Origin of the sequence: Klebsiella sp. 28, from assembly GCF_018223905.1 — a bacterium.
Lineage (GTDB): Bacteria > Pseudomonadota > Gammaproteobacteria > Enterobacterales > Enterobacteriaceae > Klebsiella > Klebsiella pneumoniae.
In genome coordinates this window covers 15,039-29,691 of the sequence record NZ_JAGRQY010000090.1, presented here as the reverse complement: position 1 = coordinate 29,691, position 14,653 = coordinate 15,039, and the positions used below count along the sequence as shown (strand labels likewise).

The following is a 14,653-nucleotide window of genomic DNA, read 5'->3' as shown; positions in this document are numbered from 1 at the left end:
ATGATGAAAGTACTTTGTGGCGCGGTGCTCTCGGCGCTGCTGCTGGCGGCGGGCCAGGTGGGCGCCGCCTGCCAGTGGCCCGCCTGGGAGCAGTTTAAACAAGCGTACGTCAGCCCCGAGGGACGGGTGATTGACCCCAGCGATGCGCGCAAAATCTCCACCTCCGAAGGGCAGAGCTATGGCCTGTTTTTCGCCCTGGCGGCCAACGATCGCGCGGGGTTCGACAAACTGCTGACCTGGACGCAGAACAACCTGGCGGAAGGCGATCTGAAACAACATTTGCCGGGCTGGCTGTGGGGCAAAAAGGACGATGAGCAGTGGACCCTGCTGGACAGCAACTCGGCGTCCGACTCGGATCTGTGGATAGCCTGGGCGCTGCTGGAGGCGGGGCGCCTGTGGCAACAGCCGCAGTACACCGAGACCGGAAAAGCCCTGCTGGCGCGGATTGTCGCTGAAGAGACGGTGGCGGTGCCAGGCCTCGGCACGATGCTGCTGCCGGGAAAAGTCGGTTTTGCCGATGACAGCGGCTGGCGGTTTAACCCCAGCTATCTTCCGCCGCAGCTGGCCACCTACTTTGTGCGTTTTGGCGCGCCGTGGCCCGCTCTGCGCGACAGTAACCTGCGCCTGCTGCTGGAGACCGCGCCGAAAGGCTTTACCCCGGACTGGGTGCGCTATGAGAAAGGGAAAGGCTGGCAGCTGAAAACCGAAAAGCCGCCGATCGGCAGCTATGACGCGATTCGCGTCTACCTGTGGGTGGGCATGCTCCATGATGGCGATAAGCAGAAAGCGCGTCTGCTGCAACGCTTCGCGCCGATGGCGGCGCAGACCACGGAGCAGGGGATACCCCCGGAGAAAGTGAATATCGCCACCGGCAAAACCAGCGGCCAGGGGCCAGTGGGCTTCTCCGCGGCAATGCTGCCGTTTTTACAGGACGACGAGGCCCGGTCGGTGCAACGCCAGCGCGTCGCCGATAACTATCCCGGCGCGGATGCCTACTACAGCGCAGTTCTGACGCTGTTCGGCCAGGGTTGGGATCAACACCGTTTTCGTTTCACGGCGAGTGGTGAATTACAACCTGACTGGAACCAGGAATGCGCAAGCTCACACTAAGTTTACTCATGCTGTCCCTCGGCGTTGCGCTGCTGCCGTTAGCGCAGGCGACGACGACGCCTGCCCAGGAGCATCTGCTGGAGCAGGTGCGCCTCGGCGAGGCCAGCAATCGTGAAGACCTGGTGCGCCAGTCGCTGTACCGTCTGGAGCTGATTGATCCCAACAACCCGGAGCTGATTGCCGCGCGGATGCGCTATCTGCTGCGTCAGGGGGATGCCGCCGGGGCGCAAAAAGAGCTGGAACGACTGACGAAGCTGGCGCCGGACTCCCCGGAGCTGAAGGCGTCGCGCAATGAGATGAAAAGCAACACCGGCGAGGGCCGCCAGGCGCTGCAGCAGGCGCGACTGCTGGGCGTGGCCGGGAAGGTCGATGAAGCCATCGCCGCCTATGAAAAACTGTACGGCGGGGTGCCGGATGACGTTGACGTCGCCATTGAATACTGGACGCTGGTGGCGCGCCTGCCGTCCCGCCATAGCGAAGGCGTCAGCCAGTTGAAAAAACTGAACGCCAGCGCGCCGGGCAACGTCAGCCTGCTGACTTCGCTGGCGAAGCAGATGTTCGCCGATAACAAACCGCAGGAGGGGTTCGCCTATCTGGCGGAGATGGCCCGATCGGCCTCGGGACGCGGTATCGCCGCCGATATGTGGTTCAGTGAGGTGAAAAGTATGCCGGTGAGTAAGGCCAGCGTGCAGGCGTTGCAGCAATTTCTTCTGCAGTTTCCCACCGGCTCGGTGGCGGCGAACGCCCGCGTTCTGCTCGACCAACAGCAGGCGCAGCTGCAGGATCCGACTTTCCGCGCCCGCTCGGAAGGGCTGGCGGCGGTCAAGTCCGGGAATACCACGCAGGCGGTCGCGGATCTGCAGAAAGCCGTTCAGGCCGACAGCCGCGACAGCGACGCGGTGGGCGCTCTCGGCCAGGCCTATTCCCAGCGCGGCGACCGCGCGCGGGCAGTGGCGCAGCTCAGTAAAGCGATTGCCATGGACCCTGACAGCCCGAACCGCGGCAAGTGGGACAGCCTGCTGCAAACTAACCGCTACTGGCTGCTGATAAAGCAGGGGGATAACGCCCTGAAAGCCGGCCAGCTTTCGCAGGCGCAGAACTATTATGCCCAGGCGCAGCGGGTCGATCGCACCGACAGCTATGCCGTGCTGGGGCTGGGGGACGTCGCGGCGGCGCGCAAAGAGGCGGCGGCGGCGGAGCGCTATTACCAGCAGGCGTTGCGCCTGGATCGCGGCAATAACCTGGCGGTGCGCGGCCTGGCCAACCTCTATCGCGCCGAATCGCCGGAGAAAGCCAGCGCCTGGATCGCCGGCCTCCCTCCCGCTCAGCGGCGCAGTATCGATGATATTGAGCGCAGCCTGACTAACGACCGGCTGGAGAAACAGGCGCAGGCTCTGGAGAGCCAGGGCAACTGGGCGCAGGCGGCGGAAGTTCAGCGTCGGCGCCTGGCGCTGGATCCGGACAGCGTCTGGATAACCTACCGTCTGGCGCGGGATCTGGTCAGCGCCGGCGAACGCCAGGAGGCCGACGCGCTGATGCGGACGATGGTCAACCGCCAGCCGCAGGACGCCGAACGGGTCTACGCCTCGGGACTCTACCTGTCGGGGAACGACCAGGACGATCTGGCTCTGGCGCAAATCGCCGCTCTGCCGCGCAGCGCGTGGACGGATAACATTCGTGAACTCGAAGCGCGTCTGCAAAGCGACCGGGTGCTGCGCCAGGCCAACCAGCTGCGCGACAGCGGCGACGAAGCGCAGGCGATCGCCCTCATCAAACGGCAGCCCGCCTCGGTGCGCTATGATCTGACGCTGGCCGACTGGGCGCAGCAGCGCGGAGACAGCCAGACGGCGATTGCCGACTATCAGCGGGTGCTGCGTCAGGAGGCCGACAACGGCGATGCGCGCCTCGGCCTTGCGGAAGTCTACCTGGCCGAGGGCGATAAACCGGCCGCCCGGGCGCAGGTCATGCAGCTGAAAGGCGCAGAGACCGAATCCATGAACATGCAGCGGCGGGTGGCGCTGGCGCGAGCTGGCCTTGGCGATACCGCTGACGCGCAACGGATTTTTAATCAGATTGTGCCGCAGGCGAAGGCGCAGCCGCCCTCGATGGAGAGCGCGCTGGTGCTGCGCGATGCCGCGCGCTTTGCCACCCAGAGCGGGGCGCCGCAGCAGGCGCTGACGCACTACCGGGAAGCGATGGTGGCCTCCGGCATTACCCCCGCGCAGCCGCAGGATAACGATACTTTTACGCGGCTGACGCGCAACGACAGCCATGATGACTGGCTGAAGCGCGGGATCCGCAGCGATGCCGCCGACCTTTATCGTCAGCAGGATCTGAACGTCACCCTGGAACATGACTTCTGGGGTTCCAGCGGCACCGGCGGCTATTCCGACCTGAAGGCGCATACCACCATGCTGCAGGTGGATGCTCCGCTGGCGGATGGCCGGATGTTCTTCCGCACCGACCTGGTCAATATGGATGCCGGCAGCTTTTCCACCCACAGCGACGGGAGCTACTCGCCCAGCTGGGGCACCTGCGGGGAGATCGCCTGTACCAGCGGCAGTAAAAATCAGACCGACAGCGGGGCCAGCGTGGCGGTCGGCTGGAAGAATGACACCTGGAGCGGGGATATCGGCACCACGCCGATGGGCTTCAATGTCGTCGATGTGGTGGGGGGGCTGAGCTACAGCAGCGACGTCGGGCCGGTGGGGTACACGGTCAACGTCCACCGGCGGCCTATCTCCAGCTCGCTGCTCTCCTTTGGCGGGCAGAAGGACAGCAGTAGCCATACCGGCGCCACCTGGGGCGGCGTCCGCGCCGACGGCGGCGGCCTGAGCCTGAGCTACGATCGCGGGGAGGCTCACGGCATCTGGTCCTCGCTGGGCGCCGACTCGCTGACCGGTAAAAACGTGGCGGATAACTGGCGCGTGCGCTGGATGACCGGGTACTACTACAAGGTCATCAACGAGAATAATCGTCGCCTCACCGTCGGCCTCAACAATATGATCTGGCACTACGACAAAGATCTCAGCGGCTACACCCTCGGCCAGGGCGGCTATTACAGCCCACAGGAGTATCTCTCGTTCGCCGTGCCGGTGACCTGGCGTCAGCGCACCGAGAACTGGTCCTGGGAGCTCGGCGGGTCGGTGTCATGGTCCCATTCGCGCACCCAGACGCAAGCCCGCTATCCGCTGCTGAACCTGATCCCGTCCGACTACCGGCAGCGCGCCAGCGAGCTGACGGAGGAGGGGAGCAGCAGCCATGGATTCGGTTACACCGCCAGAGCGCTGGTGGAGCGGCGGGTGACCAGCAACTGGTTCGTCGGCGCCGCGGTCGATATTCAGCAGGCGAAGGATTACACCCCGAGCCATGCGCTGCTTTACGTCCGCTACTCGGCGGCCGGCTGGCAGGGGGATCTGGATATGCCGCCCCAGCCGCTGGTGCCCTACGCCGACTGGTAGCAGAATAGGCTGAATTACGTTACAGAGCGCCACTCCGCGACGCGCTTCGCGTATACTCGTGAGGCGTTGCCCACCGTTGGCCGTCGGGGATGTATCCCGGCGTCCGCGCCACCGCGCGGAAATATCCCGTCACTTCATCCCTCGCGGGCGTGGGCGAAGGATTTAAGTATATAATCAGCCTGAAACGACCGGGATTGAAGGATTGATACCGGGTATGTATTCAGTATCAGTGGAGAACACCGTTGCGCGTCAGCCGTTCACTTACAATCAAACAGATGGCGATGGTCGCGAGCGTGTCCATGGCCTTTGTATTGGTTTTTTGCACTATTTTGCTGTTTCACTTTGTGCAACAGAGTCGCTTTACCACGGCCACGCAGTTAGAAAGTATCGCGCGATCCGTTCGCGAACCGCTGTCTGCGGCTATTCTGAAAGCCGATATTCCGGAAGCGGAAGCCATTTTAAGCCGTATCCAGCCTGCTGGCATCGTCAGCCGGGCGGATGTGGTATTGCCGAACCAGTTCCAGGCGCTGCGGATGCGATTTATCCCCGAGCGGCCGGTGCCGGTAACCGTCACCCGGCTGTTTGAGCTGCCGGTGCAGATTTCGCTGCCCATTTATTCGCTGGAGCGACCGGCCAACCCGCAGCCGCTGGCCTATCTGGTGCTGCAGGCCGACTCCTATCGCATGTATAAATTCGTCATGAGCGCCCTTGCCACGTTAGTGACTGCTTACTTACTTCTGGTGCTGATGCTGACGGTGGCGCTCACCTGGTGCATCAACCGGCTGATGGTTCGCCCTCTGCGGCGTATCGCCCGCGAGCTGAACGATCTCTCCCAGCAGGAGCGTCTTGGCCATCAGCTGACCCTCCCGCGCCTGCACCATGACGACGAGATCGGTATGCTGGTGCGCAGCTATAACCGCAACCAGCAGAGCCTGGTCCGCCAGCATGATGAGCTGTCCATCCAGTCGACCCGCTTCCCGGTCTCCGAGCTGCCGAATAAAGCCTTTTTGCTGGCGATGCTGGAGCAGACGGTGGCCCGCCCGCAGAGCGCCGCGCTGATCGTCGTCGCCTGTGAAACCCTGCAGGACGCCGCCGGGGTCCTCAAGGAGAGTCAGCGCGAAATGCTGCTCCTGACGCTGGTGGAGAAGCTGCGGGCCGCGATCCCGCCGCAGATGGTGCTGGCTCAGGTGAGCGGGTATGACTTCGCGATTCTCGCCGATGGCCTCGCCGAACCGTGGCAGGCGGTAACGTTAAGTAAGCAAGTGCTCACTATTATTAATGAGCGTTTACCGCTGCATGGGCTGCAGCTGCGCCCCTACGCCAGCGTCGGGATCGCCATGTTCCATGCCGGGCTCAGCGCCGAGCAGTTTTACCGGCGCGCGGTGTCGGCCGCCGTCACTGCACGACGTAAAGGCAAAAACCAGATCGAGTTCTTCGATCCCGAGCAGATGGAAAAGGCTCAGCGCCGCCTGATGGAAGAGCACGACATTATGACCGCGCTCGATAACCAGCAGTTCGCGATCTGGCTGCAGCCGCAGGTGGCCTGCGCCAGCGGCGAGATCTGCGGCGCCGAGGTACTGCTGCGCCAGCGGCAGGCGGATGGCAGCTGGTCGCTACCGCCGGCGCTGATTGAGCGCATTGAGTCCTGCGGGCTGATTATCCCGGTCGGCTACTGGGTGATGGAAGAGGCCTGCCGCCAGCTGGCGGCCTGGCAAAGCCAGGGGATTATGCTGCCGCTGTCGGTCAATGTTTCCCTGCTCCAGCTGCTGGAACACGACCGCGGCGAGGAGATGCTAAAGCTGATCGCCCGCTACCGCATCGCCCCGGGCACCCTCATCCTCGAGGTGACGGAGAGCTGCCGGATGGACGATCCGCAGGATGTGATGGCGCGGTTGCGACCGCTGCGCGAGGCCGGGGTACAGATTGCGCTGGATGATTTTGGCATGGGTTATGCCGGGTTGCACCAGCTGCAGCAGATGAAAGCTCTGCCGGTGGATATTCTGAAAATCGATAAAGTATTCATCGATATGCTGCCGGAGGATGTCAGCATGGTGCCGGCGATGATCCAGCTCGCGCGCGGCCTGTCGCTGCGTATCGTGGCGGAAGGGGTGGAGAACGACGCCCAGCGCCGCTGGTTGCAAGCCGCCGGCGTCGAGGTGCTCCAGGGCCATCTGTTCGGTTGCGCTTTGCCGCAGGAGGCATTCAGCGCGCGCTATCTCTCCCCGGTTCGGGAGGATGAAAATTTGTAAATGTTTTGTTGACTTGTGCGAGTCAGCTCAAAGATTTTAACAATTGCGTTGCACTTTCGGCGTTAGTTATTTCTGAAATGTTTCCAGGGTGTTATTTTTAAGCCACAGACGTCAAATATCCCTTCTTGCTCTGTGGTTATTCCCAAAGGACACCCTATGAAAACCTCTATCTTTAAAAGCCTCTATGTCCAGGTGCTGACGGCCATAGCGATCGGTATTCTGCTGGGCCATTTTTACCCGGAACTGGGCGCGCAAATGAAACCCTTTGGCGACGCCTTCGTTAAGCTGATTAAAATGGTGATTGCTCCGGTTATCTTCTGTACCGTCGTGACGGGGATCGCCGGGATGGAAAGCATGAAAGCCGTTGGCCGTACCGGGGCGGTGGCGTTGCTCTATTTCGAAGTGGTCAGCACCATCGCGCTGATTATCGGTCTGATTATCGTCAACGTGGTGCAGCCGGGCGCCGGGATGAACGTCGACCCGTCGACGCTCGATGCGAAAGCGGTGGCGGTGTACGCTGAGCAGGCTAAAGATCAAGGGGTAGTGGCCTTTTTACTGGATGTGATCCCGGGCAGCGTCATTGGCGCCTTCGCCAGCGGCAACATTCTGCAGGTTCTGCTGTTCGCCGTCCTGTTTGGTTTTGCCCTGCACCGTCTGGGCAGCAAGGGCCAGCTGATTTTCAACGTCATTGAAAGCTTCTCCCAGGTTATCTTCGGCATCATCAATATGATCATGCGCCTGGCGCCGATCGGCGCCTTCGGAGCCATGGCCTTTACCATCGGTAAATATGGCGTCGGCACCCTGGTGCAGCTGGGGCAGCTGATTATCTGCTTCTATATCACTTGTATCCTGTTCGTGGTGGTGGTGCTGGGGAGCATCGCCCGGGCCACCGGCTTCAGCATCTTCAAATTTATCCGCTATATCCGGGAAGAGCTGCTGATTGTGCTGGGGACCTCCTCATCAGAATCGGCGCTGCCGAGAATGCTCGACAAGATGGAGAAGCTGGGCTGCCGTAAATCGGTGGTGGGCCTGGTGATCCCGACCGGCTATTCGTTCAACCTCGATGGCACCTCTATCTATCTGACGATGGCCGCAGTCTTTATCGCCCAGGCGACCAACAGCCATATGGATATTTTCCATCAGATCACCCTGCTGGTGGTGCTGCTGCTCTCCTCGAAAGGGGCGGCAGGGGTGACCGGCAGCGGCTTCATCGTGCTGGCGGCGACCATCTCGGCCGTCGGTCATTTACCGGTGGCTGGCCTGGCGCTGATCCTCGGTATCGACCGCTTTATGTCCGAAGCCCGCGCGCTGACTAACCTGGTGGGTAACGGCGTTGCCACGGTGGTGGTGGCGAAATGGGTGAAAGAACTGGATGCCAAACAGATGGATGACGTTCTGAATAACCGTGTTCCGGCGAACAAAACGCACGAATTATCCTCTTAAATCCTCCTCTTAGGCCCGTACTCCCTTGCTGGAGTACGGCCTCCTGCGCATAATTAGAGGTCATTCCCGCCCGGCGGGAATGACACGAAATGATTATTTTACGTTGTCATGCGACATTTTCGTCTCCGTGTGGTCTAACCGACGTATTTCACTCTCACTTTTTTCGGCAGCCCGTCAGTGGGGTGCTGTTGTAACCAGGAATGTTCATCAGGGGTTCACATGCAGGGCACAACAATTAAACTCTTAACGGGCGGTTTGCTGATGGTAGCGGCGGCCGGTTATGTGCAGGCAGAAGCGCTCCAGCCTGATCCGGCCTGGCAACAAGGGACCTTAGCGAATGGTTTGTCGTGGCAGGTATTGGCCACGCCGCAACGTCCCAGCGACCGTATCGAAGTCCGTTTGTCCGTCAATATTGGCTCTCTGAGCGAAAGCACTCAGCAGAGCGGTTTCAGCCGCTTTATTCCCCGCCTGGCGTTGACGCAAAGCGGCAGCCTGCCGACGATGCAGGCGCGCTCTTTATGGCAGCAGAGTATTGACCCGAAGCGTCCTCTGCCGCCGGCCATCGTCTCCTACGATTACACGATGTTTAATCTCAGCCTGCCCAATAACCGCAACGATCTGTTGAAAGAGGCGCTGAGCTGGCTGGCGGACGCCAGCGGTAAACTGGCCATTACGCCTGAATCGATCAATCATGCGCTGCAGGGCAGCGACATGGTGGCGACCTGGCCACTGGATACCAAAGAGGGTTGGTGGCGCTATCGCCTGAAAGGGTCCACCATGCTGGGCCATGACCCCGCCGCGCCGCTGAAGCAGCCGATCGACGTGGCGCAGCTGAAAGACTTTTATCAAAAATGGTACACCCCCGACGCCATGACGCTGATCGTGGTGGGGAATGTCGACAGCCGCAGCGTTGCCGAGCAAATCAATAAGACCTTTGGCGATCTGAAGGGCAAGCGGGAAACCCCCGCAGCGGTGCCGACCTTATCGCCGCTGCCTACCGTGCCGGTCAGCATCATGACCAACGCGGTGCGTCAGGACAAACTGTCCATCATGTGGGATGCGCCATGGCAGCCGATCCGCGACTCCGCGGCGCTGCAGCGCTACTGGCGTGACGATCTCGCCCGTGAAGCGCTGTTCTGGCACGTGCAGCAGAGTCTGAGCAAAAATAACGTGAAGGATATTGGCCTTGGCTTTGACTGCCGGGTGCTATATCAGCGTGCGCAGTGCGCCATCAACATCGATTCACCGGGCGAGCGCCTGAACAACAACCTGAGCGTGGTTTCGCGCGAGCTGGCGAAAGTGCGGGACAACGGCCTGCCGCAGGAGGAGTTTGACGCGCTTATCGCCCAGAAAAGCCTCGAGCTGCAGAAGCTGTTTGCCACCTATGCGCGCACTGACACCGACATTCTGATGAGCCAGCGCATGCGCTCCCTGCAGAATCAGGTGGTGGACATCGCGCCGGAGCAGTACCAGAAGCTGCGTCAGGAGTTCCTCAACTCCCTGACGGTGGACATGCTGAACCAGTATCTGCGCCAGCAGCTCTCGCAGGACATGGCGCTGGTGCTGCAACAGCCGAAGGGCGAACCGGAATACAATATGAAGGAACTGCAGGCCACCTGGGAAAAACTGATGGCGCCGAATCCGGCGGCCACGGCGGCTAGCGGCAGCGCCGATACGGTTGACGCCCACAGCGAGGCCAGCGACATCCCGCCGGGGCAGTAACCTAACGCCTCTCCGGCGCGCCAGCGGCGGCCGGAGAGCGCTTTGTGCGGAGAATTACTGCGGCATCGCTTCCCGCGGGATGATCGCCCCGCGATACTGGATCACCGTGCTGGCGGTCAGGTGTCCGCGTCTGGCGGCGGATTCGGCATCGCCGCCGGTCAGGCGAACGGCCAGGTAGCCGGCGCTGAAGGAGTCTCCGGCGGCGGTGGTATCCACCACCTTCTCTTTGGCCAGCCTGACGGCCGGCACTTCCCGCAGCGGTTGCCCGCTAACCGAGACCAGGCAGGCATCCGCGCCGCGCTTCACCACCACCTCTTCCACGCCGGCGGCGTGGGTGCGGGCGATCACCTCAGCAACCGGTTTTTCTCCCCACAGCGCGTCTTCATCATCGAGGGTCAGAAACGCGATATCGGTGCAGGCGAGCATCTCCTGATAGACCTGCTGCGTTTCCGCCTGGCTGGCCCACAGGCGCGGACGATAGTTGTTGTCGAAGATCACCTTGCCGCCGTTGGCGCGGCACTCACGCAGCAGCGTGAACAGCTTGTCGCGGCTGGCCGGGCTGAGAATGGCGAGACTGATGCCGCTCAGATAGAGATAGTCGAAAGTGGCCAGCTCTTCGCAAATCGCCGCCGCGCGATCGCTCTCCAGCCAGAACTTTGCCGCCGCCTCGTTGCGCCAGTAGTAGAAGGTGCGCTCGCCGGTGTCATCGGTTTCAATGTAATACAGCCCCGGCAGGCGGTCGGCCATCCGCTGGATAAGATCGGTGTTGACGTTTTCCTGTTGCCAGCTGTCGAGCATCTGCTGGCTGAACGCATCGGTTCCCAGGGCGGTGACGTAGTGGACGCTTAATGCGCTGGCATCCGTCTGCCGCGCGATATAGACCGAGGTGTTTAAGGTATCGCCGCCAAAGCCGCGGTTAACGGCCCCGTTTTTCTCTGACAGCTCAATCATGCATTCGCCAATAACGGCAATTTTTTTAGACATAGCCAGAACCTGCAATGGAATCGATATAAGCGCTAGTGTGCGCTGCGCTGTTTTGCTGGTCAATCATATTAAAACATCGTTCCATTATTTTTTTGACCTGACGCGCGTAATGTGACGAAAAGCGCATTTCCAGGATAAACGCCGCTTTTTGACTATATTCAGGACTGACGTGATGCAAAAGGAGCGGAGTAGGGATGAGCAGAACCCGTAAAACGTTGGTTATCATCACAGGAACGATACTATTGCTGATCGTTCTTTTCTTTATCGTGCTGGCCACCTTTGACTGGAACCGGCTGAAGCCGACGATCAATCAGAAAGTGTCCGCCGAACTTAACCGCCCGTTCGCCATCCGCGGCGATCTCGGCGTGGTCTGGGAGCGGCAGCCGGACGAGCGCGGCTGGCGCAGCTGGATCCCGTGGCCCCACGTACACGCGGAGGATATCGTGCTGGGCAACCCGCCGGCCATTCCCCAGGTGACCATGATCCATCTGCCGCGGGTGGAGGCGACCCTTGCCCCGCTGGCGCTGCTGAGCAAAACGGTGTACCTGCCGTGGATCAAGCTGGAGCAGCCCGACGTACGGTTGATCCGCCTGGCGGAAGACAACAATAACTGGACCTTTCAGCTGGCAGGCGATAAGCGTACTTCGGGCGACAGCGCGCCCTCCAGCTGGTCCTTTCGCCTCGATAATATTCTCTTTGATCGCGGGACTATCGCCATTGACGACAAGATCACCCGCAGCGATATCACCATCCTCGTCGATCCCCTCGGCAAACCGCTGCCGTTCAGCGAAGTGACCGGCACAAAGGATCGCCATAGCGCGGCGAAACCAGGCGACTATGTCTTTGGTCTGTCGCTGAAGGGCCGCTACAAGGGCCAGCCGGTCACCGGCAACGGGAAAATCGGCGGCATGTTGGCCCTGCGCAGCGCAAGCGCCCCCTTCCCATTGCAGGGCGACTTCCACTCCGGTAACACCCGGGTAGCGTTCAGCGGCACGGTCAGCGACCCGCTCAACGTCGGCGGCATTGACCTGCGGCTAAAATTCGCCGGTGACTCGCTGCGCGATCTCTACGACCTGACCGGCGTGCTGCTGCCGGAGACGCCGTCATTCTCCACCGACGGCCGCCTGCGCGCCGACTTTACGCAAAAAAACCGCATGCGCTTTAACTATCAGAATTTTAACGGCCGAATCGGCGATAGCGACATTCATGGCTCCCTGACCTACACCACCGGCAAGCCGCGGCCGAAACTCAGCGGCGATATGGAGTCGAAGCAGCTGCGTCTGGCGGATCTCGGGCCATTAATCGGCGTTGATTCCGGCAAAGGAACGAAGAAAAGCGCTTCGCGCCAGGCGGGTGACCGGCCGCAGCCGGCGGGTAAAGTGCTGCCGGCGGACCGCTTTGAAACCGACAAGTGGCAGGTGATGGATGCCGATGTGCGCTTCAAGGGCCGGAGAATTGAGCACGGCGGCACCCTGCCGATCAGCGATCTGTCGACCCATGTGATTCTGGAGGATGGTGACCTGCGCCTACAGCCGGTGCGCTTTGGCCTGGCCAACGGGTCGATTGCCGGCAGCGTACACCTGCAGGGCGATAAAAAGCCGCTGCAGGGTGAGGCCAATCTGCAGGCGCGACGCCTGAAGCTGAAGGCGCTGATGCCAAACGTCGAGATGATGCAGAAAACCCTCGGCGAGATGAATGGCGACGTCCAGCTGCGCGGCAGCGGCAACTCGGTGGCGGCCCTGCTCGGCAACAGCAACGGTAACCTGAAGCTGCTGATGAACGACGGGCTGATCAGTCGCAACCTGATGGAAATCCTCGGTCTTAACGTCGGTAACTACCTGATCGGCCAGATTTTTGGCGATGAGGAGGTTCGGGTGAACTGCGCCGCGGCCAATATCGACGTAACCAACGGCGTCGCCCGGCCGCAGATTTTTGCCTTCGATACAGAAAACGCGCTGATCAATGTGACCGGGACCGCCAGCTTCGCCTCCGAGCAGCTGGACCTGACCATCGATCCGGAAAGCAAAGGCTTTCGGGTGATTACCCTGCGTTCCCCGCTGTATGTCCGGGGCACCTTTAAATCGCCGCAGGCGGGGGTGAAGGCCGGGCCGCTGATTGTCCGCGGCGCGGTAGCGGCGGCGCTGGCAACCCTGGTGACGCCGGCCGCCGCGCTGCTGGCGCTGATCTCCCCGGCGGAGGGCGATAGCAACCAGTGTCGGACCATTTTGTCGCAGATGAAAAAGTAGAGGAGAGCCCTGACGCCGGGGGCGTCAGGGCGAAGGATCACAACGACTGGTGGCGGGTCTCGTGGGTCAGCAGCAGGGCGATCAGCGTCAGCGCCGCCATCGCCGCCAGATAGGTGCCGACCGCCGCGAGACCGTAGTTACCCTGCAGCCAGGCGGCAATGTACGGCGCGACCGAGGCGCCGAGGATCGACGACACGTTATAGGAGAACGACGCGCCGGTGTAGCGCACTTCCGTCGGGAACAGCTCCGGGAGCAGCGCGCCCATCGGGCCAAAGGTCAATCCCATCAGGCTTAAGCCCAGCAGCAGGAAGGCGAAGACCAGCAGCGGATTGCCGGAGCCCAGCAGCGGTTTAAAGGCGAACAGGGCGAACAAAATAATCATCGTGGTGATGATAATCATGCTCTTGCGACGACCAAAAGCGTCCGCCAGCAGGCCGGCGACAGGCACCATTACGCCAAAGCCAATCACCGCCATCATCAGCATCCACAGCACTTCGTTACGCGGCAGACCCAGGCCATTCGGCGCCGCGCCGGTGCTGAAGGTCATCGAGTAGACGGTCATGATGTAGAACAGGGTATAGGTGGCCAGCATGATGAAGGTGCCCAGCACCGTCACCCGGACGTGTTTGGTCAACAGGGTACCCAGCGGGATTTTGACCTGTTTTTTCGCCGCCGCCACTTTGGCGAAGACCGGGGTCTCATGCAGCGAGACGCGAACATACAGACCGATGATCACCAGCACCGCGGAGAAGATAAACGGCACGCGCCAGCCCCACTCCATAAACTGCTGGTCGGTCAGCAGCCAGGAGAGCAGCAGGAAGGTGCCGTTGGCGAAGAAGAAGCCGATCGGCGCGCCCAGCTGCGGGAAGGAGCCGTACAGGGCGCGCTTGCGCGCCGGGGCGTTTTCCGTAGCCAGCAGCGCTGCGCCGCCCCATTCCCCGCCGAGGCCAAGGCCCTGACCGAAACGCGCCAGCGCCAGCAGCATCGGCGCGACAATGCCAATGCTTTCATAGCCGGGCAGCAGGCCGATCACCACGGTGGAGATCCCCATGGTTAACAGCGAGGCCACGAGGGTGACCTTCCGGCCGACGCGATCGCCGAAGTGGCCAAACAGCGCGGAGCCGATCGGCCGGGCGACGAAGGCGATGGCGAAGGTGGCCAGCGACTGCAGGGTAGCCGCAGCGGCATCGCCCTGCGGGAAAAAGATATGCGGGAAGACGATGACCGCGGCGGTGGCATAGATGTAGAAGTCGAAAAACTCAATGGCGGTGCCAATGAGCGAGGCGACAACAACCTTGTTGCGTGAGTTGACCGGGGCGGTTTCCTGCGTGTTTTCGAGAGTGGTGGCTGTGGCTTGCATAGATCTTTCTTATTTTTGCGCGAACGAAAAGCCATATAGCCACAGCCACAGGGACATTTCAATCTGTAACAAACGCGG

The 14,653-nt window shown here is 61.4% G+C and carries 8 protein-coding genes; 6 read left to right on the top strand and 2 right to left on the bottom strand.

Going from position 1 to position 14,653, the window contains the following annotated elements; all coding sequences use genetic code 11:
* From bcsZ to KHQ28_RS15950, 5 genes are all read left to right on the top strand, one after another.
* Positions 1-1,110 carry a cellulose synthase complex periplasmic endoglucanase BcsZ gene (gene bcsZ, locus KHQ28_RS15970; RefSeq protein WP_032413110.1) on the top strand — a complete coding sequence of 370 codons (1,110 nt, stop codon included), beginning with the start codon at positions 1-3 and terminating at the stop codon, positions 1,108-1,110.
* A complete protein-coding gene (gene bcsC / locus KHQ28_RS15965; RefSeq protein WP_032418288.1) occupies positions 1,092-4,571 on the top strand; it encodes a cellulose synthase complex outer membrane protein BcsC in 3,480 nt (1,159 codons plus the stop codon). The genes bcsZ and bcsC overlap by 19 nt, the downstream gene beginning before the upstream one ends.
* Positions 4,572-4,813: 242 nt before the next feature.
* Positions 4,814-6,820, top strand: coding sequence for a biofilm formation regulator HmsP (gene hmsP / locus KHQ28_RS15960; protein WP_004151429.1), 2,007 nt, complete (start codon positions 4,814-4,816; stop codon positions 6,818-6,820).
* 156 nt (positions 6,821-6,976) lie between these two features.
* Positions 6,977-8,263 (top strand): dicarboxylate/amino acid:cation symporter, encoded by a 1,287-nt coding sequence (locus KHQ28_RS15955; protein WP_002921438.1) that lies wholly within the window; start codon positions 6,977-6,979, stop codon positions 8,261-8,263.
* A gap of 219 nt (positions 8,264-8,482) precedes the next feature.
* Positions 8,483-9,985 carry a pitrilysin family protein gene (locus tag KHQ28_RS15950; RefSeq protein ID WP_002921436.1) on the top strand — a complete coding sequence of 501 codons (1,503 nt, stop codon included), beginning with the start codon at positions 8,483-8,485 and terminating at the stop codon, positions 9,983-9,985.
* 54 nt (positions 9,986-10,039) lie between these two features.
* On the opposite strand, the gene KHQ28_RS15945 is transcribed toward KHQ28_RS15950, so the two are convergent.
* The gene (locus KHQ28_RS15945; protein ID WP_002921434.1) at positions 10,040-10,969 is read right to left on the bottom strand and encodes a sugar kinase; all 930 of its coding nucleotides are present in this window, start codon (positions 10,967-10,969) and stop codon (positions 10,040-10,042) included.
* A 194-nt stretch (positions 10,970-11,163) separates the two neighbouring features.
* On the opposite strand from KHQ28_RS15945, the gene KHQ28_RS15940 reads away from it, so the two are divergent.
* Positions 11,164-13,215: an AsmA family protein gene (locus tag KHQ28_RS15940; RefSeq protein WP_004901194.1), complete on the top strand. Its 2,052-nt coding sequence runs from the start codon at positions 11,164-11,166 to the stop codon at positions 13,213-13,215.
* 37 nt (positions 13,216-13,252) lie between these two features.
* Here KHQ28_RS15940 and KHQ28_RS15935 read toward each other — a convergent pair whose 3' ends face one another.
* A complete protein-coding gene (locus tag KHQ28_RS15935) occupies positions 13,253-14,575 on the bottom strand; it encodes an MFS transporter (protein WP_004150118.1) in 1,323 nt (440 codons plus the stop codon).
* Positions 14,576-14,653 lie beyond the last annotated feature (78 nt).

Coding starts and splice junctions, on each gene's coding strand:
- bcsZ (WP_032413110.1), top strand. CDS start 1: ATGATGAAAGTACTTTGTGGCGCGGTGCTCTCGGCGCTGCTGCTGGCG.
- bcsC (WP_032418288.1), top strand. CDS start 1,092: ATGCGCAAGCTCACACTAAGTTTACTCATGCTGTCCCTCGGCGTTGCG.
- KHQ28_RS15955 (WP_002921438.1), top strand. CDS start 6,977: ATGAAAACCTCTATCTTTAAAAGCCTCTATGTCCAGGTGCTGACGGCC.
- KHQ28_RS15950 (WP_002921436.1), top strand. CDS start 8,483: ATGCAGGGCACAACAATTAAACTCTTAACGGGCGGTTTGCTGATGGTA.
- KHQ28_RS15945 (WP_002921434.1), bottom strand. CDS start 10,969: ATGTCTAAAAAAATTGCCGTTATTGGCGAATGCATGATTGAGCTGTCA.
- KHQ28_RS15940 (WP_004901194.1), top strand. CDS start 11,164: ATGAGCAGAACCCGTAAAACGTTGGTTATCATCACAGGAACGATACTA.
- KHQ28_RS15935 (WP_004150118.1), bottom strand. CDS start 14,575: ATGCAAGCCACAGCCACCACTCTCGAAAACACGCAGGAAACCGCCCCG.